The organism is Occultella kanbiaonis, assembly GCF_009708215.1.
In the GTDB taxonomy this organism is placed as follows: Bacteria; Actinomycetota; Actinomycetes; order Actinomycetales; family Beutenbergiaceae; genus Occultella; species Occultella kanbiaonis.
The window spans coordinates 1579395-1601790 of sequence record NZ_CP046175.1 but is presented as its reverse complement, the minus strand read 5'-3'; the positions used below and the strand labels follow the sequence as shown (position 1 = coordinate 1601790).

The window sequence follows — 22396 nt, the reverse complement described above, 5'->3', positions numbered from 1 at the left end:
ACATCCAGGAGACGCTCTGAGGACTCCCAGAAATGGTGATTGCGCCAACGGCACCCGGGCCTCTACGCTCACGGCCATCCGGGGTTCGACGACGAACCCCACGAGCTTGACATCACCTACACAGGGGGAACGAATGCGGCCTACACGAATCCGCGCCACGGGGATCCTCGCCGCCGCAACACTTCTCGCTGCAAGCGTTCTCGCTGGGCCGGCCAGCGCCGACCCCACCCCCGACCCCGCTGGCGACTGCTCGCCAGCGCAGACCGCCGACGACGCCGCCGCACAGGCCGCCCAGTGCCAGGCCGACGTCGAGGTGCTCACCGAACGAAGCCCATGGGACACCGTCTACGCCACCCCTGAGGGGACCTTCCGACTGGACACATCGATCAGCGCCCTCCGGACCGACATCAACGGAACCTGGGAAACCATCGACACCACGCTGACCGACACCGGAACCGGCATCAGCGTGCTCGCACCGGTGCACCAGATGACGTTCTCGAACGGCACACCCGGACAACCACTGGCCGTCATCAGCACCGGCGAGCAGACCCTGACCATGGATGCCCCGCTGCCGCTGACCACCCCGACCATCGAAGGCGCCACGATCACCTACCCCGACGTCCTCCCAGACGTCGACCTGGTCCTGCAGGTCCACCCCGACGGCACCGGCTACTCCGAGGTCCTACGTGTCCACACCCCCGAGGCCGCCGAGAACCCCGAACTGGCACAACTGCAGTTCGGTGTGGACACCACCGGCGACCTGACCGTCGTGGAGCAAGCCGGAGGATTCGCCGCCCAAGACTCCACCGGCCAGGACATCTTCGTCTCGCCCACACCGCTGATGTGGGACTCCGCCTCGACCGCGCCCGGTCATGACGCCGCCGAGATGGCCGGGATCGCGAGCCTGGGCGGCAACGACTCCGCGCAGCAGTCACCCCCCATGTTGGAGCCCGCCGAGGGTGACAACGTCGTTCAGATGCCCACCACTGTGGCCGACCAGACCGTGACGATCGAACCCGACCAGGCCATGCTCGCCAACCCCGACACCATCTGGCCCGTCTACATCGACCCCACCGTCTCCGGCAGCCAGTCCGGACGCACCATCGTTCGTTCGGGCTTCCCGAGCGACAACTACTACTACAACTGGAGCGGCGACCAGGGCCTGGGCTACTGCTCCACCGGCTGCACCAACAACGGCATCTACCGCATGCTCTTCGGATTCGGTGGCCTGTCCAGCATCGCCGCTGCCGACAGCGCCGACATCATCTCCGCGACCTTCAAGGTCTACGGCCAGCACTCCTGGTCCTGCACCCCGACCGGAGTGCAACTCTGGCGCACCGGAGGCATCTCGGCCAGCACCACGTGGGGTACCCAACCGGCCTGGTCGCAGCAACTGCAGGCCCAGAACCTGGTCCACAAGACCGGTTGCACCGGCCTGCCCCGCTGGGTCGAGTGGAACGCCACCGCCGCCGCCCAGTACGCCGCCACCAACAACCAGGCCACGATCACCCTGGGCCTGCGGACCGCGAACGAAACCACGATGGCTGCCTCCTGGCAGCGTTACCGTCACGACGCCCAACTCAGCGTGACCTACTCCCGGATGCCCACGACCGGCACCGCACTGGCTACCACCCCCGCGACCACCTGCACGTCGGGTAACCCAACCTACATCCGCACCACCACACCCCAGTTCCGATGGAACGTCGCCGACCCCGACGGCGGCAACGTCACCGGCAACCTCGACATCTACCGCATGACCAACGGGGTCGCCCTGGCCTGGAACCCGACCGTGGCGACACAAGCGAGCGGGACCCAGTTCTCCATCACCCCACCCGCGGGAGTTCTCGCGGACGGTCAAACCTACGAATGGCAGGCGGGCGGTATCGACGTCCCGACCGGCCGCTTCGGGCCAGTCACCAAATGCTGGTTCAGAATCGACACCACCGCACCAGGGCCAACAACCCTCACCCCAACCGCCGACGAAGCGACCTACTCCGAGAACCAAATCTCCGGAGGCGTCGGCCTGCGAGGGTCCTTCAACATCGCCAACGCCGCCGCCGACATCGCCTATTACAAGTACTCGTGGAACTCCGACGCCCTGGATCAGCAGACCACCGGCACCACCATCAGTGTCCGGCCCACGACACCCGGCTCCCATCGGATCCTCGTCCAAGCCGTCGACCGGGCTGGCAACACCGGACCGGTCGCCACCTACCGGTTCAGCGTCCACTTCCCCGGCACAGCCGCCCACTGGAGTCTCGACGACGCCACCGGCACCACCGGACAAGACGCCGCCGGAACCAACGACCTCACTACCTCGGCCACCACGACGTGGGGCAACGGGATGCTCGCCGACGTCGCCGGCATCACCACCGACAGAGCCCTGTACTTCGACTCCACCACCGACTCCGCGACCTCCGTCGGACCAGCAGCCAACACCGGCAGCAGCTACACGGTCATGGCATTCGTGAACCTCAGCAGCCTGACCACGACACCGCAGACCGCCATCAGCCAGAACGGACAAACCACGTCGGCGTTCCTGGTCGGGCAACTCCCAGCAGCCGCCTGCGGTGCCGTCGCTCAACCGTGCTGGTTCCTGCAAGTCAAGTCAGCCGATGTCGAGTCCGGCAACTACACCAGGCTCACCAGCAGCATCCCCGCGACCACCGACGAGTGGGTCCACCTCAGCGCCATCGTCGACACAGTCAACAACCAACTCAGCCTCTACGTCTGCTACCCCGAAGCGGGCACACAACCCCAACTCGCAGGCACTACACCACTGATCAACCCCATCACCTGGGCGGCAGGCGGCCCCATCGAGCTCGGCAGGTCCCTCGACTACGGAGCAACCACCTTCACCAACCACTGGAATGGCGCCATAGACCACGTCAGCATCCTTGACAACGTCGTGCCCATCAACACCATCCGCGACGCCTGCTGGCGAGTCTGACCCCACCCGCGGCTTTAACCACGAACCCGCCACACTGCGTCGCGGCCCTTCGGGTATCGAACCGCGACCCGCCGAGGCATGCCCAACCTGATGGGGATGGGAGGGATCGTCCACCGATGCAGGTCGCCGTGTCCGTCGCCGGCCCGATCCAGGGCCTGCTCTCCATCGGCCGCTACCAGAGGATGGGGCCCTCCGAGCGGCCCGCGAACCTGCGCTGCGCCGGGACCGGTAGCGACGGGCAACCGTGCGGCGGCCATGCTTTCGCCAAGGCACTAGGGAGTGCCGCGAAGGCGCCCCACTTCGCGGCGATGGATCACATCGAGGGCTGTGACGAGGCGCGTACTCACCCGTCAGCCGACGACCTCACCAGAGCGGGCTCCCTCAATATCGACGAGCGAGCCGTCACCGCCATCACACTCACCGCGGACCTCCCACGTCGGCGCACGCGTGCAGATTCCTCGCCGTCGCCCTGTACGGCCGAGATGGAAGCCGGCGTCGGAACCTACCGGACGGTGCGGCGACCGCGTCGGTCACCGCTTCGCGGAGCACTACGTGTCCTGCTCGGCCACGGGTATCCACCCGGCTATGTAGTCTCCTGGGGCTCCCGCGACCCGACGCCGGCCGAGTTGTTCTTCGTCCCCCTCGACTGCGTCGAGCACTCCGACGATCGCCATCGCGGCTACTGGGGCCGGGTCGAGCAGGCCATCCGCTACGGCCCGACTGGTGCCGTCCACCTGCAACCACGACATGGCCCGCGTGTGGTGCTCCCCCTCCCCACGGCTAGTGCCCTCGGCGTCACCGACCGCGCTGTTCTGGTCACGATGCCCGGTCGGTACATCCTCGCCATCGGCACCGTGCGTGAATCCAAGACCGGCCATTTGTACGTCCTGGTTAACGATCGCGGCGCGTTCACCCACGTCCAGCACACCTAGACCCGTCGGTGTGGTCGAACCACCTGCCGCCAGGAATCCTCAGCGGCACGACGACCATGCGATGGCCGCCGAACTCGTCGCCGTCGTTCCACTTGACGTGCATATCCGAGTCGTCGAGACGGCCCCGCCTCCGCCGCTCAGTCGTTGACGGGTTTGGGCGCTTTCTCTCGTCGATTAGCACCGCAGCTGGGCCGGGGTCGAGGCCTGGTATCGCGCCCGATGGTCGGCCCCGTTGCGACTCGCGGCGCGGCCCCGTGCGCGTGCGTGCACTGCGGCCTACGTGATGGGCATCTTGCAGCAGTGCCACTCAGGGGCGTCCGGTCGGTATGGTCGAACACGTGCAGTCGTGGCCCGATAGCGGTACGACGACCGGTGAGGCGATGGGGTGGTTCGGGATGCGGATCGGGACATGGAATGTCGAGAACCTGTTCACCCCCGGCACCGGGTACGGGCCGACTGAACGGTCAGTGTTCGAGGAGAAAGTCGCCGGGCTTGCCGCCACCATCACCGCCGCCGAACTCGACGTCGTGGCCGTGCAGGAGATCGGCGACGAGGAAGCCTTCACCGCGCTGACCGACGCACTCGGTGGTGACTGGGCCGGCGAACTGTCCGTCATGTTCCAGACGCCACACACGATCCGTACCGGCATCCTCACCCGCCTGCCCATCGCCGGCAGCAGCGAGCACAGCCTGATCCCACCGCGACTGCAGGGTGTCCCGATCGATGACGAGTCGACCCCGTTGACCGCGATGGGACGCGGCGCCCTCCACGTGCGCGTGACAGCCCCCGACGGCACCGGTGTGGACGTCGTCACCGTGCACCTGAAGTCGAAGCTGATCAGCTACCCCGGCCGCCGGTTCACCCCACGGGACGAAGGCGAACGGGCCCGCTTCGCCGCCTACGCCCTTTACCGCCGGGCAGCCGAAGCCGTCGCCGTGCGCGCCTTCGCCGACGAACTGCTCGACGGGGCCGGCAACGACCGACACCTGGTCGTGGCCGGAGACTTCAACGACGAACCCCAGGCCGCCACCACCCAGATCATCCAGGGCCCGACCGGCAGCGAGATCGGCACCCCGGGTGAGGAGCGCCCCGACCAGGGCGACGCGCACCGCCTGTTCAACCTGGCCCCGCTGATCCCCGAGGACGAACGGTTCTCGCGCGTGTACCGCGGCAGGGGCGAGCTGATCGACCACCTGTTCGTCTCCAACGCCAGCCGCAAGATCGTCACCGAGGCCGGCACCCGCACCGGCGGCGAATCGCTCGAGTCCGTTGCCGACACCCCGACGGCGCGACGCGACTCCCCGTTCTCCGACCACGCCCTAGTCACCGCGACGTTCAACCTCTAGGCCCGGACTCTGCCGATGGCACTAGGTTGATCCTGTGTCTGATGACGACAGCGCCAGGGCAGAGTTGCTCAAGTCAGTGTGGGAGGAGATCCGGGGATTCTCAGCCGACAACGTGCGCAACTATCCGGCCGCGGCCCGCGCCATCGATGCTGGCGCCTCCGCGGAGGACGTTTCCAGGGCGATGACGTCCTCTGGGTACGAGGTTGCGTTCGCCCTCCTGCTGTTGCTGTCCGATGAGATCGACGAGGCTTCGGACCTGCCGCAACCAGCCGAGCGCTTTCTCGGTCTGCACGAATCGCTCCTGACGTCGGACCCGACAGGCAACGAGGGCGCGGACCTGTTCACCTAGGCTCCATCTCGCCGGTATCGGGTCGATACCTCGCCTGCTTCCGGGCGCGTGGGTTGGCATGGCCCGTGCAGCGACGCCCAGGACGCATTCTCGAGGTGGCTCTCGCCCCGGCTTGCTCGCCAGGCCTCTGCTTGGGGTCCTCACAGCGATCGCAATCGTGTTCTCCGCCGGGTTCGTCGGTGACCGGTTTTCCGAGTCCTTCGTCGGGAGTCCGGCCGCGGGTGGACCGCCGGATGTTGAGGCAGCTGATGCCCTGGTACTGCTCGAGGAACTTCCCGTGGCGGGTCCCGCCACCGGTGATGGCTATGACCGTGACCGTCTGTTCGGGGCACGGTGGGCGCTAGTTGGGGACTGTGCTGTTCGCGATCTGGTCCTTGCCCGTGATTTGTCCGCCACCGAGTATCACCCGCGTGTGCCGTGCATGGTCGTCGGCGGGGTCCTCATCGATCCCTACACCGGCGACGCAATCACCTACCAGCCGGGAACCGGCCTGGTTGAGGTCGATCACGTGGTCTCGCTGTACAACGCCTGGATCACCGGGGCCCAACAGTGGGACAGTGCGACGCGGGCGGCCTTTGCCAACGACCCGGCGAACCTCCTCACGGTCAGCCGCCGGGCCAACCAGGACAAGGGGGCAGGCGACGCTGCGGCCTGGGTTCCACCGAATCCCGCCTACCACTGCGCCTTCGCCACCACCCAGGTCGTGATCAAGACCCGCTACGGCCTTTGGGTCACGCCAGCCGAGCGACGTGCGCTGGTAGCTCTGCTGCAGACCTGCTGAATGACCGATTCGATCCGACTGTGCTGTCATACGCGGCACTCAGGCCTCGTCGCTGGGCTCGATCACGTGCTCGACGTCCTGGAGGGGCAGGTCGACGACCTGCCAGGTGTTGGTCGCGGTGCGGGTGAGCACGAGGGTGGCGTAGCGGGCCTCTTCGTGGCTGGGCAGCACGGCGCCGTTCGGGCCCGGGATGAAGGTTCGGAAGAGGACCTTGAGGGTGTAGGTGTCGTGGTCGAAGGCCCCGTCGGGGTCCGGCCAGGTCTGCAGGATGCCGATCGTCGATCCCACGTCCGCTCGCCCGGCCAGGGATTCCCACTCCTCGGGCGAGTAGAGCGGCTCATCTATCCAGTGCCACAACCGCTCGACCAGGTCGAAACTTGCGAGCGGCAGGGCGCGCTCGAGGCCGGCTCGGTCAGAGGTGTCGTTGGAGTCCCAGGTCCAGATCGTCTCGAGGAAGATCATTCCGGCCTGTGCTGCGGCGAACTCGTCGGCTTCGGTGAGGCCGACTGCGGCCGGGTCGGCAAGAGTTCGGATGACGTGGTCGACAGGCGGCGTGGGTGGTGGGTCCGCGCCGGGTTCTGGCGTGGCGTCGGGGTCGATGTAGTTCTCGTCGAGGACTTCGACTGTCTCGCTCGCACCCTCGAGGACGCCGTGCGCCGAACGTGGCAGCGTCGTGACCGAGCAGGCTGGGAGGAGAAGCACGGCCGCGGTGGTCACCGCCGACACGCTCGTGCGGGCGATTTGGTGTGCTGCGTGCGGCGTCATGTCACCCTGCCGTAGCCGAAGAGGTTCTCCCGCCAGAGCACCTGGTCCTCCACTGTGCGGCCCGGTGCGGGGGCCTGGACGATGCGGTCCTCCCCGGCGTAGAGGGCGACGTGGTAGATGCCGGCCGCGGTGCCGTCCGTGCTCCAGAACACCAGGTCGCCCGGTTGCAGCTGTTCAGGCGTGATGCGGATGGTGGCGGCGTACTGCTGCCTGCTGGTCCGGGGCAGGGTGGCGCCGGCGTGCTCGTAGGCGCGCATGGTCAGCCCGGAGCAGTCGTAGGTGTCGGGGCCGGTGCCGCCGAGCGCGTAGGGGGTGCCGATCTGCGTGCGCGCCCACGCCAGCGCCCGCTCGGCGGCGCCACTCACGTTCGGTGGCGTGGTGGGGTTGCGCAGGTCGACGCCGCGGGCGGCGAAGAACGGGGTCGGGTCGATGACGCGGCTGCCGGCGTGGACTTCCAGGTGCAGGTGCGGGCCGGATGAGTTGCCGTTGGACCCGGTCAGGGCGATCTGCTGGCCGACGATGACCTGATCCCCCGAGTTGACGAGCACCCCGCCTGGGTACATGTGCACATACCAGGTCTGAACCCGCAGGCCTGTGTCGGGGTCGGGGCCGTGGTCGATGATCACGTTGCAAGGTGAGCGACCTTCGTATATGTGGCAGGCGACGTGAGTCACGGTGCCCGCCGCTGCGGCGTAGATCGGTGTGCCGAGCGGCGCCGAGAGGTCTTCGCCGGCGTGGGTGTACAGGTTTCGGGCCACGCCGTAGTTGTCCTGGTACCGCGATAGGCCCGGGATCGGGTGGGTCCACCCGTCGGCGCTGACCGTTCCCGTCCCGGAGTTCGCGGCGTGGGCGAGGCGCTCTTCGTATCGCGCGGCCAGCGATTCGAACTGGGCGGCCCGAACCTGATCGGAGGCGCTCGGCTCGTGCTCGATGGCCTCGGCTGCGCTGGCTGCTGAGCCGAGCGCCAGGTAGGTCACGGTGACCGCGGTGTCGGCGGCAGCGTCGGCGACCTCGGGGTACAGGGCGCACCAGATGACCGCGACCGCGTCCAGGACTCTGGCGGTGTTCGCCGGGTCCAACTGCGCGTCCTCGCCGGCCCGCAGGGCCTCGTACTGCCCGGAGGAGATCAGCACCTGCCCCCAGGCTTGGACCGCAGGAGTGGCATCGACCGGGGTCTGCTCCGGCGGGGGCAGACTGACCACGGCGATCAGCCGCGCCGGTGTCGCGGACTCACATCGGGCCGAGGCGGCTTCCGCGGCGGCGACCATGTCGGCGTCTGGTCCCTGCGCGTCGTCGTCGGCGCCGGCGAAGAGGCTGGAGGTGAGGATCCCGGTGGCGCCGACCAGGGCGATCGGGGCGATGAACATGAGCCCGAGCCCGAGCGCGACCAGGGCGGTGACCCATCGGCCGGCTCGGCCTCGTCGTGGTCGTTCCTGCAACACAGCCGGGTCTACCTCGGCTCGAGCTGCGCTTGCCATGCCTGCTCGCATCGACGGGCGAACTCGTGCTCGCGCCGCCGGACCGCCTCCTGCTCGCACTGGAGTGCCAGCTCGGTTTGGCTCAGTTGCTCGGCGAGCAGCGCGTCGTCATGAGTCGACATCGGATCCTCCTGGTCGGTCACTGTCACTGGTCCGGGTCGTACCGGCCGTGCTCGTCGCCTGGTTGACTGGGCGCAGCAGCTCCCGGGCGAGGCGGAGGCGCTGCGAGTTCGAGCTGTTCCGGTCTGTTACCTCGCCGCCGACCGGCGGCTGGTGCGCGGCGCGCGCACTCGAAGGTGTAGCTGCTCGGCCGGCCTGGGCGGTGTCCTGACTTGAGGCCGCCTCGAGTTGGTCGGCCAGCGACCGGGCGGGCTCGGCGGTCATGGTCTGGTCGGGGGCTGCTTCCCAGGCCGGGGGCCGGTGACGAAAGAGTGAGATCACGTCTGCGCGTTCGGGCATCGGTGGCCTGCTCTCACGGCGCCGCTGGGCTGTTCGCCCACTGCTGCTGGGACTGCTGTACGGCGGCGATCGCCTCGGTGATCCTGCTCGTTGCCGCGTGCAGGTCGCTCACCGCGGGAGTGGTTCCGGTAGTGACGGTGAAGGTGTGGCCGGGTCGGGAGTCCTGAACGAAGGTGCCATCGAAGGTGATCGCCGCCACGGCCCTGGTCTGGGTGAGGTAGGCCGGTGCGGCAGCGAGAATGAGCTGCGCGTCGGTGGCCGCGAACCACAGTTGCCAGCGCAGGTCGTCGTCGAGGACGCGGCCATTGGTGCCTTGGTAGACCTCCTCGGCACGGGCGATCTGGGCGGACATGGCACGGACAGCCTGGTCGTAGTCCCGCTCGGTGGCGGTGCGGCTGGCGCAACTGGCGGCTTCGGCGGCCACCAGTTGCGACTCGTAGGCCGCCACTCGCTGCTGCCAGTCCTCACGCTCCCGGTCCGCGGTGACCAGTACCGTCGCGCCCGCGACCGCACCCAGCGCCACCACGGCGCAGGCGACGACGACCACGACCCGGGCACGGCCCCATGGCACCCGATCCTCACCTGTCGTCCGCATCATTGGCTCCCGCCCTTGGCCGTGGTCCGCGCGCTCATGACCTCACGCGCGGTCGGACGATGCGCCAGGTGTCTCGATGGGCCGTCAGGCCACGTCCGGGGTGATCGAGCCTGGAGCCCTGTGCCCGTGCATGGCCTCGACGGGCACCTGCGGACAGCGGCCGGTGCCGGATCCATCGGCAGTTGCCTCTGCGCGGGCTTGGTTGGTGTGCTGTTCGGTGGCGAGTTGCCGGATCTTCTCCAGCCGGAACCCGCTCCAGTGGTCCACCTGCCCGCTCGGGCCGATGCGTACGGTCACCGGTGCTTGCCGGTGGCCGAGGTCATCGCGCACGTAGGCCAGAGCGCCCGGGTTTGTGGCCAGGTCGACCTCTTCGAACTCGACGCCGCCTGCGCGCATCCGCAGCTTGGCCGCGTGGCACGCCGTGCAGTCTGGGCTGGTGTAGATCGTCACGGTGCTCATCGCCGTCCTCCGGTCTCGTTCTCGCTCATTTCGTTCTCGGGGTGGGTGTGGGGCCAGGTCCAGCGGCCCACGCTCTGGGGTAGTTCGGGTGTGGACTCATCGCCTTCGCCGTAGCTGCGCAGCCGGTCCGCGGTCGCCTGCGTGCTTTGGCCGATCAGTTCGTGGTACCCGCGGTTGGCGCATCCGGCGGCGGAGTTGTTGTCGGCGAGGCGTCGGTGCTGGTAGTCGAGGTAGAGCAGCCACTGGACCGGGCCGCCGGGGTTGTCCTTGCTGTGCAGGGCTGTGTGCGCCATCGCCAGGGCCGACATCTCTACGACGATGTCGGGGTGGTGCACCCAGCAGGGTGGGAGCAGTTTGCGGTCCCAGCGCCACACCGCGATCACCCACTCGGTGAACGTGATCGTGAACGCCAGCGCCTCCTCGCGCATCAGTCGGGTCGAGCGCGCCCACCAGAACGGTGCCGGGACCCTGACCGGGACGGCCAGGATCTCGCGCTCAGCCGCGTCAGGCAGGTCCTCGCCCCAGATCGCCTCGAGCGGGGTGCCCTGCTGCCCGGGGTCGCCCTGCCCGCTCATTGCTGCCTGCCCTCGGGGTGCTCGACGGGACCTTCGCCGGCAACCGGGCCGGTGGGGTAGGCCTCGGCCAGGTGCTCGCCGGTGCGGGGGTGGGCGTTGTGCCAGGCTTTCGAGGCGTGTACTTGGGGCGCCCAGTGCCGTTCGGGCCAGGGGATGGTGGTCACCACGATGGGGCGCAGGCGTCCCTGGACCATGAGCAGCACGCGTTCGGGCAGGCGCCGCAGTTCATCGACGCTGACCAGGGCCTTGTCTCGCTCACCGTCCTGCAGGGAGGGGGTCAGGGCGCCGCTGAGCCCGCCGCCCCAGGTGCGTGAGGCCGTGCTGACCGTCTGGTCCCCGAGCAGCTCGGACAGCTCCTTGAGGTCGGCGTGGTCCGAGCCCCCGCCCAGCAGCAGGATGGTGCTGTTCTCCCACAGTGAGCGTTCGGTGTCGGTGCCATAGGCGTCGCGGGACTGGGAGCGGGACTGAAACCCCATCACCGTGTACAGGCCCTCACCAGATCCTGCGGCCACCGCCAGTGGCAGACCTGGCCAGGGGTGGATGTTCGCGATCTCGTCCAGCACCAGCCCACACGGGGGGTCCTGACGGCCGGCGTTGCCCGGTTGTTGGGACATCGTGCGCACCGCCTGGGCGATGTCGTCCAGAACCAGGGAGAAGAACGCTCCGACGCTGCCGCCCGTGGCTGCGGTGTCGCGCCAGCGGGAGATCATGTAGATCGTCCCGGACGAGCGCAGGAACGCCTCTGGGTCGAACGCCTCATCCGGTCCGACGTCGAACACGGCCCGCACGCTGGGCACGTCGAGCGCCTTGAACGCGGACTCGACACCGAACCACTTGTTCGAGCGCATCTTGGCGTCCTCGGCCTGGATCGCGGCGATCGTCTCCGACCAGTTCGAGTCCGGGGAGTAGCGCTCCAGCAGCGAGACCACCTCGCGGGCGATCTCCGGCGACGTCGACCACCGGTGCACGTCCTGGGCGCGGCGCCCGGAGACGGCGGCGGCGTGCAGCAGGCATTGCACGATCCCGCCGGAGCTGGTCGCCCACACCTGGTTCTCACCTGTGAACCCGACCTTGGCCACCAACACCGCCGCGCGGCGTTGAGCCACCGCCGGGTCCTCGCACCCGGCGAGCAGATCCCAGCGCAGCGTCGTGGCCCGGCCGCAGACCCCGTCCGGGTCGAACACGTACACCGGCCCGGCCTGCGCCCGGGCGGCGATGGTGGCCTCCATGTTGTCCGCGCGCGTGGAGGTGGTCACTACTGATCCGGGTGCCTCCATGATCGCCGAGATCAACACCGTCAAACCCTTGCCGGAACGGGCCGGGCCGGCCAGGTACACGGGCACGTCGATAGCCGCGCACACCGGCTCGGTACGGGAGGTCCCCACCAGCCAGGACAGTTCCCCGGCGCGCACGGGCTCGCGCGCCTGTGCCCTGGTCGCGGCCAGGGCCGGGCGCAATTGGCCCGCCCGGCGCACCAGTGCCGCATCGGCGACGGTGCGGCGGACCTCCTCCACGGTCGCGATCCCTGACCGGCTCAACAGCAGGTGATGGTCACGGCGCGGGCTCGTCCGGTAGGCCCACCAGGCCCGCACGATCACGAACCAGGCCGCCGCCCACCCCACCCAGCCCAGGACGGCGACCACACCCAGGCCCGCCGAGCCGGCCGCGACCGACAGCACGATCATCACCACCCCGATCAGGGCCGTCATCCCGGCCCCGGCGAGCAAAGACTTGTCCTTGACGCTGGTCAGCAGCCGGTAGGGCCAGACGTAGGCACCCAACGCGCCCAACGAGGGGCCTGGCGCTCCCGCGGGCGGCCGCTTGCTATCACAAGCGGGCGCCTGGGCCTGCTCGGGCTCCTCGACGGTGGGGACTGGCAACAGCATCTGAGCATCTCCCTCTGACTTGTGGTGTGCCGGCTCAGCCGGCCCTGCCCGCGGAGTTGTCGAACAGCACGTGCGAGGTCGGCACCGTCTCGGCGTGCACGAGGACCGACAGGTGCTCCCCGAGGCGCCAGAGGCCGACATGTGGGCCCAGGCTCGCGACGGTGGCCAGTTCGTCATCGGTGGGTTGGACGAACTCCTTGAACAGGGCCAGCGCCGCCGGTGATTGCCGGTAGATGAGTTTGATCGGTGACTTGGAGATGATGCCGCGCACCAGTTCCCGGTGCGCGCCGTCGTCGGCCATCTGTCCGATGTCGTTGAGCTCGTGGAAGATCAGCCAGTTCGAGCAGCGCCACAGGCCGGTCATGCGCAGCCGGGTGTCGATCGCCTGGGCGGAGTAGCGGTTGCGCAGCTTCGCCCAGGCCTCCTCCTCCAGCACGATGCGGAACCGCCCGTCCTGGCACGCCAGCAGGGCGTCCACCCAGGCGCCGATGCACGCCAAGGCGATCGCCTTGGTGACCGGGTCGGCGCCCAGCAGCATCGAGGTGTCGATGCAGATCATTGGGCTGGCCGGGTCCAGTACCGTGCTGGTCTCGGTGTCGACCATCCCCGCCAGCGGGCCGGTGATCAGCCGCCGCAGCACCAGGTGCAACACTCCGGGTGCCTGCGCGCCCACCAGGCGCACCAGGTCTGCTGGCGGGTCGGCGAGGTAGTCCACCACCCCCGGGATGCTGGCCCGGCACTGCCCAGTCTCGATCGCGTCGACGACGGCGTCGAGGCACGGTTCCTCATCCTCGGTGAACGCCTTGCCGGACCGCAGGATCGAGATGATCTGCCGCAGGATGTTGCCCCGGTGGGCGGCGAGCGTCTTGCCCGAATCACCCGGCGAGGACGTCGCCCGTGCGGTCGGGGCGGCGAGGGGATTCATCCGGGTGCCGGCGCCGGGCCCGGCGCGCAGGACCTGCCCACCCACCGCCTGTGCGAGTGCGACCCATTCGCCCTTCGGGTCCTCCTCGACGATGACGTGCCGGCCGTAGCCGATCAGGCGAAGGGCCGCCGTCTGTAGGGCGTAGGTCTTGCCCGAGCCCATCGTTCCCCACGCGCACAGCCCGACCGAGTCCACCAGGTCGGCCCGGTACAGCTCCCATGGGTCCATCCGGATGACCGTCTCGTCCCACGGGCTTACCCCTTGGACCGGGCCCTTGAGCAGCTCGGTGTCGGCCGCCACGAACGGGGTCAGCACGCCCGCGTCCACCGATGAGGCGATGTGCATCGGGGTCCGTGCCCCGATCGGGGACCACATCGCCTCCCGCAGCCGACCCCACCGGCCGCCCAGGTCCACATACGGCAGATCCTCATCCTGCTCCCGGTCCCGCCGAGCGCGAGGCGCAGTCTGTGGGCGGGCGGCACGGGTGAGCGTGCGCAGTTGGGCACGCATGGCCCGACCCGGCCGCCCGCTCAGCTGCGGGTAGGCCCGAATCTGCAGCCGCCGGCCCGCAGCCCTGGCACTCCCCGGGGTTCTCATCGGCGCAGCCCCTGCCTGCTCCCACGGGTGGGGATCCCCAATGGCAGTGCCGCTTGGGCGAACGCTGCCCACTGCTGCGCCGGCAGTGGGTTCATCCCGGTGTCCGGGGCGGCTTGGCGCAACCAACGCCCGATCGCCTCCAGGCCGTCGGCATCGCCCGCGATGCCGGTGACGTAGACGCTGTAGCGCACGTCGCCGTACCCCTCGACCAGATCAGAGCGCCTGGTCTCCAACGCGCGCTGCTCGGCCACCTGGGCAGCGGAGGCGTCCCGTTTCAAAGCCCGGTTGACCCGCTCCATGGTGTCCATCGCGGACTGGTCGTTGTCCAGCCGCTTCTGCGAGGCGCGCACATCTGCCGGTTCCCACACCTGCGTCACCGTGTGCCAGAACCCGCCCGTGGCGATCAACCTCGCCAAGAACCCGCCGCGCACCGGCTCGCTCGGCCACCGCTCCACCCACCACGTGCGCGCGAGTGCGGAATCCACCTGAAGGTGATCGCGGTGCTCCACCGGCGAGGTGACCACCAGGTAGTCCGCCGAGATCCCCTCACGGGGGTCCAACCAGCTCGCCGCGACCGGGTCGAACGCCAGCCGGCACGCAGCCCGGATCGCTCCCCCGGACATCCACGCCGAACCGGACAGGTCGACCCCGCAGCCCGGCAGGTCGGCCGCGAAGTCCTTCACCCGGTCCGCGAGGACTTTCGAGACTCCCGCCCGGCCCCCACCGGCGCGTTTGACCCCGGCGGCCACCGCGGCCTTGTCGAGGGTGATCGCGACCAGGATGTCCCGGTACGGGGCGGCCCCCAAGGCGGCGCCGTCCAGCAGTTGTTCGTACTCGGCGGTGGCGAAGTCCGACAGGGACCGGTCCTGCTCCGGTCGCAGGTGATCCAGGGTGCGGGGAATGGTCCGCGCGTAGGTGACGACCCGGATCACCCCGGTCGCCGTCGAGAGCGACCGGCACGCTCGTCCCAGCGACGCGCACCGGGTCGCCTGTTCGGCCGGGGAGGTCAGGTGCCATGCCGTTGTCGGCATGCGCAGCACCGCTGTCGCGGTCCCCAGCGCCGCGTCCCAGACCATACACGCGCCCGGAAACGAGGTCCCCACCAGCTCGAGCAGGTGCATCCGGTGCCCGATCGCACCGGGGATCTCCACCCTCGACTCGGTCCGATGCGCCGCCACGTCCACGGCCGCGGCCGTCTTGCTCAGGCCGGCCCGGGCGCCGAACAGGGCCTCCACTGCGATCCGTTCCAGGAACGAGCGCCCACGCCACGAGCCCACGCCCAGGGCCAGCAGCGGCAGCCACACCCACCACACCCGCGCGACCGTCGACCAGCCACCGGTCACGTTCGCCACCAACGCCACCGTCACGGCTGTCGCGGTGATCGCCAATTGGCCGCCGCTGAGGCCCAGGGCCACGCCGCTGCGGCGCACCGGTGCCAGCAGCGCCGACGGCACGCCGTCGGCGTTCACGCTCGCGCCACTCACCCCAACCCCTCCATCAGACCGGCACCACCCGGCACGGTCGACTCACGCCGACTGCCCTGCGGGACCGGCGCCTCCACACCGGCCTGCCGGCCTGGCGTCCTGCCCTCATCCCGCTGGCCGGTTGCTCCTGGTGCTTCTTCACCCGCATCCGGCTGACCGACGAAGTCACCGGCGACACCGCCAGCGCTCTGCCCCACCGGACGGTCGGGCCCTCGCCCGCCCACGCTGCCTGAGACCGCCGGCGCCGTCGAACCTGCGAGGCCACCGGTGCCCTCGCTCGCTGCCCGACCCGGCTGGCGGCCTCCCGGCCCTGCACCCGGCGGCCTACTCGGCATCGTTCCTGCGCTTGCCTGGCCCGGTCCCCCGACACCCTCGCCGTGTGTGGTCCGGTCCATGGCCCCACCGGCCGCGCCACCGGCGCTCTGCCCGGCCGCACGGCCGGCCTGGCGCCCGACCTGGGAACCGGCCACGGTGCCGACGCCCGGCACCACCGAACCGGCCACCCCACCAGCCGCGCCACCCACGCCCTCACCCGCGGCGCCCCCCGCTGCCTCACCGGCCCGGCGGCCGCTTCCTGCCGGCCCGCTCGAGGGCGGTGCACCGCCCGGGGCCACCTGGGAGCCAGGGGCCTGGCTGCCTGCCGAGGTGCCGAAGAAGGAGTTGATGGATGTCCCCAGTCGCGATGTCACTCCGGAGGTGGCCTGCGCCAGGTGGGGTTTGCCCTTCTGCCAGCCCAACCGGCCCAACCCGGCGGCGCCGCGCCCGGCCGCAGCGGCACCAGCCCGGCCGAGGCGTTGTTCGACACCGCGCGCTGCCACACCGTCGCCGATGGCCATGGCGCCGGTGACCATTCCCATCGCCAGGAACGGGGCGAACGCGGCCGCGAACAGGCCCACGACGCCCGTCATGAATGGCCCGATCCCGCCGGTTGCCAGGCCGGCCCCCACCATCTCGCCCGCGATCAAGATCGCGATCGCCATCACTGGCTTGGTCAGCACCAGCGCCGTGATCACCTTCACCCAGCCACGTCCCATGCCGCGCAGCGCATCGAGGCCCCAGACCATCAACGACACCGGCGCTACCGCGACCGCCACCACCAGGGCGTAGTTGCGAAACGCCATCACGAACGTCAGCAACACGGTGGGAATGAAGACCATGAACAGGAAGAACAGGCCGACCATCGCCACACCGACCGGGTTGCCGGTGACGACGCTGCCCACCCACGCCAGGTCCACCAACCTCGACAGCGAAGTCAGGGCCGTGGAACTCTCGATCACCACGTCGGCCAGACCGTCAGCGACCGTCACCAGCCGGATCGCCAACCAGACGCTCGCCGTGCAGATCGGCCACGCCAGCAACGCACCGAAGACGGCTCGGGTCACACCCGAGCGCTGTCGCGCGAACAGGGTCATCGTGATCTGCACGGCGCACAGTGCCACCACCACGATGGCCATCACCGCGCCCAACCGGTTGACCGTCGTGATCCCGACATTCCACGAGGCCGTCCCGAGCGTGGACAGGCTCGAGGTGAACACCCCCTCGATCATCGACTGCGTCACCGTCGCGAACGTGGCGTTCAGTCCTTCCAGCCACCCCGACTGCCAGGCGTCGATCTTGCAACTGAGGTCGAACGGTCCACACGCACCCGTGCACAACGCCACCGTCAAGCCGGCCCCAGCGAGCGCCGGCACCACCCGCCAACCCGTCGCCAGCCTGCGCGCCGCCTCGGACGACACGGTCGCCGCCGCCGACAGCAGTCTCGCCTGAACCTCCAGGAGGTCGAGCAGGAACCGCGCGACCTCCAGCCGCAGCCGGGTCGGCCCGCTCGTCGCACTAGATGCGTGCATTGCCGGTGGCACGCGCGCTCTCACGCTCAGAACCCGAGATCGACGTTGGCGCCCCACCGGACCAGGGCGTTGGCGCCACCGATGATCGCCGCAACCCCCACGGCGATGAGCATCCCGATGGCACTCGCCTGCTGGATGCCCCTGGAGCCGGCGATCCGTCCCGCTGCCCACGCGATAGCGCACAGCACCAGCACCGCCACGTCGATCACCAGCACAACGGCCAGGACGCCGCCGACCGCCTCGCGCAACGTGTCCATGAACGGGAAGAAGTCCCAGTCGAAACTCACGTCGGGATCGGCGGCGGCTCCGACCACGCCACCGGCACGACCGGCGAACCCGGACCCCCCATACAGCCTGCTGTTCAGCATCATTGAGCCCATTCCTGGTCGACGACGAGCCGTTCCCCACCACACGTCCACCACCGGGCCCAGGCCAGGGCGCCCGATAGGCCCGGCACGCTACGTCACGCCAGGACGACCGGGACCGTGCCGCCTATCAGGTGCGGCGTTTGCCGCACCTGATAGGCGGGCCGTCACATTCCGTCCGGCCAGCGGGTTGTGGTTCTGGTCAGCCCATCGCGAGGATGGACGCTCTGGCTCCGAAGGCCACGAGGCCCGACAGTGCACCTAGGACGACCGCCCCGACCATCGCCCGGCCCATCCTGGCAATGCCCTGCTGCGTCATCGCCACGACGCCGGCGCGCTCCAGCGCCCACAGCACGCTGCCCACGGCCAGGACCGCCACCGAGACCAGCAGCGCGAGGCCCAACACTCCCCCGGCGATCTCGCGGAGCACGGCCGCCTCCGGCATGTCCAACCACGTGTCATCCGGTCCCAGCGGTGTCACGCGATCCTCCCGTGCCTGGCGATCGTGCACTCATGGCTGGCCCGCAGGTCCGCAGCTCCCATCTCAGGCAACAGTCGCGTGGCCACGCGCTCCAGTCGGCCCACCGTCCGGCGCCGCACCGGCGCCGCGCTCCACGCCACCAATGCCGCCTCGCCCTGCGTGATGGCCTGCGCCAACCGGACCTTCGTTGCCCTGCTGATCTCGGCCGACCTTGGCTGCTCGAGATGCCCGCCGAGGCGACCGCACCACGTCGCGACCTTCGCCATCTGCTCGGCCATCCCATCCACGCGAACCGACCACCGCGCGCGAGCAATAGATCTGGCTGTGCCCACCGCCCAGACCAGCAGGCCGGCTGCTCCCAAGCCGGTCGGAACGGCGAACCACCGCAGAATGCCGTCGTCACCGCGAAGCAGGACGGTAGTCACCGCCAGTAGGGCAAGCACCATCACTGCCGCAATAGCTACGTCACCAGTTGTCGCGTTTCGATCACTTCTCACGTCCGCCTCGCTGTCAAACCGGTCAGTGCGCTTGAAGCGCGATGTCGCTGGGCGCCCGGCCCCTCACTGGGCATCACTCGCGTGCTTGGCTTCGACGCGATTGGCCCGATAGCGAAACCGTGTTGAGGCTGCATGGGGCTACCGCCTGCGCGCTCATGCATCACCAAACCGCGTGGATCAGGCATGGGCGTACAGATGAGCACCTACCTGACCATCCGTCAGACCGCTGAGGCGTTGAGCTGCTCGACCGACACCATCCGGCGCATGATCGCCAGGGGCGAGTTGAAGGGGAGACGGTTCGGGCGGCTCATCCGGATCGACGCCAGCGACCTCGCCCGCGCTGGTAAGCCGGTCAGTCCACTCAGTCGGGACACCGCACGGGCATAACCGCGGTGATCAAACGGCCGGGCAATCGCGGGCCGCTCGACCAGAATTGGGCGTCGGCTCGCTAAGTCCCCGGGCGATCAACCGGCGCCCGGCTCCCAGGCAGCGAAGCGCCGTAAAGCGACGGTGTGCAGCGAAGAGTTTCCCAGAACCACTTGTGAACCAACTGCGGCTCCGTAAATTGCCCGTGTCGGAGAGGCACTAATCGGCTGAACTGCATAAGGTGGCCGGCATGGCAACGAGGACCGTGTATGAGCTTGTCGACGACATCACCGGCGACGCGATCGCCGACGGGAAGGGCGAGACCCTCACCTTCGGCCTCGACGGCGTGGTCTTCGAGATCGACCTCACCCTGCACAATGCCGCGAAGCTCCGCGACGAGCTGGCCCCCTGGGTTGAGCGTGCACGTCGCACCGGTGGACGCGTGAGCACAGGGCGCCAGGCACGCAGCACCGACAGCGGATACGACCCCAAGGCGGTTCGCGTCTGGGCGAGATCCGCCTCCATCGAGGTCCCGGCCAAGGGCCGGATCCCGAAGGCCGTCCTCGATCAATACCTCGCCGCAGGAAACTGACCCCGCCTATTGGTGGGCGGGGCCAACGACAGTTGGAGCCATCGGGTCGCGCCGTTCGACAGTGTCGATTCCCGCAGTGATCCACAGCAGCTTCGAACGAGCGACCGACACGTTCTGGGTTGAACATCACGGGCCTCACCACCTGCACGGCGGGCAGGTCCTCTTGTAGGTGGTTGTGGATGAGCGGTGCACAGCGAAACAGAACGGGCCATGATCGATGCCATGCCCAAGACCTGCGCCGTGGTCGAGTGTGACTCCGCCGAGTTCTCCCGCGGCGTATGCCAGATGCACTGGCAGCGGATCACCCGGGGCCAACCGCTCCTCGCTCCCCGAGGCCATCACGTCGTGGTGCGGACCTGCCAGGCATGCGGGGCCCAGTGGTGCGACCTGCCCGGAGAGACGACCACACGCAAGACCTGCAGCGGCAAATGTCAGCGCGATCTTCTGCGACGTCACCATACCGATCCGCACCTCTCGGCTCGCGATGCCGAAGTGGTCGCCTGGGCGCGAGCGGGCCTACCGTACCGGGCCATCGCCGAGCACTACGGGCTGAGTGAGCCACGCATTCGTCAGATCGCGCTCCGGGCAGGAGTCCGCCGTCGACGCAAAACCCGTACATGACGAAGGGCCACAGTCGCAGCAAGCAATCGTGGTCCGTTTGGGCTACTGGTTAGCGATCCCCATTGGGCGCGCACATTTCCCGGCGTCAGAGGTCAAGCTCCTGACCGGGGGGCTCTGCCAGCGCCCCGAGAAGCCGTCCGCGATCATAAGCCTGCCCACGGCCATCCTCAAACGAGACATGCACGGTCCGAGCATCGTGGACGTCGACCCGGACCGGCGCGGTGCCCGACGTCGACAGCGCGAACCCGCCGCCGCCCATCACCGATGCCAGCCCGGCACGGTTGTAGATCTGGCCCGACCCGTCCTCCAATTCGAGCCACACGGCGTAGTCGTTTCGCTTCAGAGGCACGATCCGCAACGGCGCGGTGCCGCTGGTGCTGTAGACGGTGGTACCGGGCGCACGGGTAGTAGCGCTGTCCATGGCAGAGGTCTCCCAGGTGAACACCCCGGGAGCCTCCCGGAGTCGGTAGTACACGCGAGCCAGCCCCGTGACGAGGCAGATCGGTAGGACTGAAGTAGGACGCCGCGATGGCCTCGACGCATAGCCCCGGATCAAGAGAGAACTCGTGGAGATTCCCTCATCGCCGTCGAGAGCCCCGCATGGACCGACTGCAGCCCTCTCGCCACAATGCGGCCAACGGAGCTCGACGCCGACGGAGTCGTGGTAGTGAACGCACCACGTGGCACGCCTCGGGCCACTGCATCACGGGCGGCCCCAACTCAGGTCAGTCGCGGCATGACGCGCATCGCTGGCCACGCCCGGACCGAATGTCAGTGCCGGATCGCAGACTGACTGCATGAGAGGTGTTCCCGTGTCGGGGTCGGTGGAAGCGGTGGCCCAACATGTGCACGACGTTGCACTCGCCCTTCATCGTCGCGTTGAGCGGGAGGTCAGCCTCGAGCGACGGCGACCTTATGACAGTCCGCCCGTGCGCAGACCGAACCTCCCAAATCCCGCAAATCTCGCCACGAACGTGCTTGAGTACAGGGCAACTGCTCGACGAGGTACGGTGGCGGGACGGCGTCACTGCAGCGACAACCCCGCCGGCGCGATGGTGGAGGTCTCGGTGGGTGCAGAGTCTGCAGGGTCAATGGACGAGTCTGCGGCCGATTGGCAGAGTCTCCAAGATGCACTCGCCGCTTTAGTTCGAGGCGATTTGAGCCAGCTAGACAGTTGCCTCGTCATGCATGGACCGAAGTCTGTGATTAACGGAACAAGAGCCAACTTTCGGTGTCACTTCATTCGCTCCGACGCAAACGACGCTCCGCGGATTAAGGCTCTCGCTGAACAGTTGGCCCTCGAAGTACTGTTCCACTGCATCCCACGCTCAGACGTGGTGCACATGCGAGCGCTTGCGGACGGGAATGATCAACTGCGGGAGTCCACGCGCTTGGCCAAGAAAGCCGCCGCGTTGTTCACGACGAAGCAGCCTTCATCCGGAGAAGGAGGCGAACTTCTCCTGTACGCCCTATTGGAGCAGGGATTGGGCGTGCCACAAATTCTCAGCAAGATGTCACTGAAGACAAATCCCGAGGTGCAGGTGCATGGCACTGATGGTGTTCACGCCAAGATACTTGATTCGGGAAATCTCGCCTTGTATTGGGGCGAGGCCAAGATTTGGGACAGCCTGAGCAGCGCGATTGCGGACTGCTTCGACAGCATCACGCCCTACCTCTTGGGCGAGGCTGTTGAGCAGGATACTTGGCTTATCAAGCATTACGCGGACCTCGGCGACGACGAACTAAAGTCCCGAGTGTTGGAATACTTCGACAACTCGAATCCCAAGTCGGCGAATGTTGAGGTTCGGGGAGCTTGTCTAATCGGATTCACTCAGGCGGACTACCCTGTTCTCCCTAAAAGCGCGACCGAGCTGCAGGAACAACTTGATGCATCAATTTGCAAGTGGCAATCGAGCGTCTCGAGGAAAATTTTGAACTCGAAGATCGAATCGTACGAGCTGGAGATATTCTTCCTGCCGGTTCCCTCCGCTGACGACTTCCGTAAGGCAATCATGGGGGCGATCCGATGAGCGAGACGCCACTCAC

At 68.4% G+C, this 22396-nt stretch carries 22 protein-coding genes; 8 read left to right on the top strand and 14 right to left on the bottom strand.

Annotation, left to right across the window (positions count from 1 at the left end; all coding sequences use genetic code 11):
- The first annotated feature begins 133 nt into the window (after positions 1-133).
- The 5 genes from GKS42_RS07155 (at position 134) to GKS42_RS07135 (ending at position 6358) form a co-directional block, all read left to right on the top strand.
- Positions 134-2950 carry a LamG domain-containing protein gene (locus GKS42_RS07155; protein ID WP_154793211.1) on the top strand — a complete coding sequence of 939 codons (2817 nt, stop codon included), beginning with the start codon at positions 134-136 and terminating at the stop codon, positions 2948-2950.
- Positions 2951-3066: 116 nt separating this feature from the next.
- Positions 3067-3882, top strand: coding sequence for a hypothetical protein (locus GKS42_RS07150; RefSeq protein ID WP_154793210.1), 816 nt, complete (start codon positions 3067-3069; stop codon positions 3880-3882).
- A gap of 395 nt (positions 3883-4277) precedes the next feature.
- A complete protein-coding gene (locus tag GKS42_RS07145; protein WP_154793209.1) occupies positions 4278-5228 on the top strand; it encodes an endonuclease/exonuclease/phosphatase family protein in 951 nt (316 codons plus the stop codon).
- A gap of 34 nt (positions 5229-5262) precedes the next feature.
- Complete coding sequence (locus GKS42_RS07140) at positions 5263-5577, top strand: hypothetical protein (RefSeq protein ID WP_154793208.1); 315 nt, start codon at positions 5263-5265, stop codon at positions 5575-5577.
- Positions 5578-5734: 157 nt separating this feature from the next.
- Positions 5735-6358 carry an HNH endonuclease family protein gene (locus GKS42_RS07135; protein WP_168217779.1) on the top strand — a complete coding sequence of 208 codons (624 nt, stop codon included), beginning with the start codon at positions 5735-5737 and terminating at the stop codon, positions 6356-6358.
- A gap of 39 nt (positions 6359-6397) precedes the next feature.
- On the opposite strand, the gene GKS42_RS07130 is transcribed toward GKS42_RS07135, so the two are convergent.
- From GKS42_RS07130 to GKS42_RS07070, 13 genes are all read right to left on the bottom strand, one after another.
- Positions 6398-7075 carry a hypothetical protein gene (locus tag GKS42_RS07130; RefSeq protein WP_168217778.1) on the bottom strand — a complete coding sequence of 226 codons (678 nt, stop codon included), beginning with the start codon at positions 7073-7075 and terminating at the stop codon, positions 6398-6400.
- Between the two features lie 44 nt (positions 7076-7119).
- A complete protein-coding gene (locus GKS42_RS07125) occupies positions 7120-8565 on the bottom strand; it encodes an NlpC/P60 family protein (protein WP_154793205.1) in 1446 nt (481 codons plus the stop codon).
- Positions 8566-8573: 8 nt separating this feature from the next.
- A complete protein-coding gene (locus tag GKS42_RS07120; RefSeq protein WP_154793204.1) occupies positions 8574-8723 on the bottom strand; it encodes a hypothetical protein in 150 nt (49 codons plus the stop codon).
- 350 nt (positions 8724-9073) lie between these two features.
- A complete protein-coding gene (locus GKS42_RS07115; RefSeq protein WP_168217777.1) occupies positions 9074-9631 on the bottom strand; it encodes a hypothetical protein in 558 nt (185 codons plus the stop codon).
- 108 nt (positions 9632-9739) lie between these two features.
- On the bottom strand, positions 9740-10114 hold the full coding sequence (locus GKS42_RS07110) for a glutaredoxin family protein (protein ID WP_154793202.1): 375 nt from the start codon (positions 10112-10114) through the stop codon (positions 9740-9742).
- A complete protein-coding gene (locus tag GKS42_RS07105; protein ID WP_154793201.1) occupies positions 10111-10689 on the bottom strand; it encodes a hypothetical protein in 579 nt (192 codons plus the stop codon). The genes GKS42_RS07110 and GKS42_RS07105 overlap by 4 nt, the downstream gene beginning before the upstream one ends.
- Entirely contained in the window at positions 10686-12575 is a 1890-nt protein-coding gene (locus GKS42_RS07100) for a type IV secretory system conjugative DNA transfer family protein (RefSeq protein ID WP_154793200.1), read from the bottom strand. Before GKS42_RS07100 ends, GKS42_RS07105 begins: the two co-directional genes overlap by 4 nt.
- A gap of 34 nt (positions 12576-12609) precedes the next feature.
- Complete coding sequence (locus tag GKS42_RS07095) at positions 12610-14010, bottom strand: hypothetical protein (protein ID WP_154793199.1); 1401 nt, start codon at positions 14008-14010, stop codon at positions 12610-12612.
- A gap of 83 nt (positions 14011-14093) precedes the next feature.
- The gene (locus tag GKS42_RS07090; RefSeq protein ID WP_154793198.1) at positions 14094-15581 is read right to left on the bottom strand and encodes an SCO6880 family protein; all 1488 of its coding nucleotides are present in this window, start codon (positions 15579-15581) and stop codon (positions 14094-14096) included.
- Positions 15578-17452: a hypothetical protein gene (locus tag GKS42_RS07085; RefSeq protein WP_154793197.1), complete on the bottom strand. Its 1875-nt coding sequence runs from the start codon at positions 17450-17452 to the stop codon at positions 15578-15580. Before GKS42_RS07085 ends, GKS42_RS07090 begins: the two co-directional genes overlap by 4 nt.
- A 2-nt stretch (positions 17453-17454) precedes the next feature.
- Positions 17455-17799 (bottom strand): DUF6112 family protein, encoded by a 345-nt coding sequence (locus GKS42_RS07080; RefSeq protein WP_154793196.1) that lies wholly within the window; start codon positions 17797-17799, stop codon positions 17455-17457.
- Positions 17800-17995: 196 nt separating this feature from the next.
- Positions 17996-18274, bottom strand: a complete 279-nt coding sequence (locus GKS42_RS07075; RefSeq protein WP_154793195.1) for a hypothetical protein — start codon at positions 18272-18274, stop codon at positions 17996-17998.
- Positions 18271-18699, bottom strand: a complete 429-nt coding sequence (locus GKS42_RS07070; RefSeq protein ID WP_154793194.1) for a hypothetical protein — start codon at positions 18697-18699, stop codon at positions 18271-18273. The genes GKS42_RS07075 and GKS42_RS07070 overlap by 4 nt, the downstream gene beginning before the upstream one ends.
- A 267-nt stretch (positions 18700-18966) precedes the next feature.
- Between GKS42_RS07070 and GKS42_RS07065 the strand changes: the two genes are divergently transcribed.
- Positions 18967-19158, top strand: coding sequence for a helix-turn-helix domain-containing protein (locus GKS42_RS07065; protein WP_154793193.1), 192 nt, complete (start codon positions 18967-18969; stop codon positions 19156-19158).
- A 229-nt stretch (positions 19159-19387) separates the two neighbouring features.
- Positions 19388-19729, top strand: coding sequence for a histone-like nucleoid-structuring protein Lsr2 (locus GKS42_RS07060; protein ID WP_154793192.1), 342 nt, complete (start codon positions 19388-19390; stop codon positions 19727-19729).
- Between the two features lie 706 nt (positions 19730-20435).
- Here the strand turns inward: GKS42_RS07060 and GKS42_RS07055 are convergent.
- Complete coding sequence (locus GKS42_RS07055; protein WP_154793191.1) at positions 20436-20795, bottom strand: hypothetical protein; 360 nt, start codon at positions 20793-20795, stop codon at positions 20436-20438.
- A gap of 484 nt (positions 20796-21279) precedes the next feature.
- Between GKS42_RS07055 and GKS42_RS07050 the strand changes: the two genes are divergently transcribed.
- A complete protein-coding gene (locus tag GKS42_RS07050) occupies positions 21280-22380 on the top strand; it encodes a HamA C-terminal domain-containing protein (RefSeq protein WP_168217776.1) in 1101 nt (366 codons plus the stop codon).
- Positions 22381-22396: the final 16 nt, after the last annotated feature.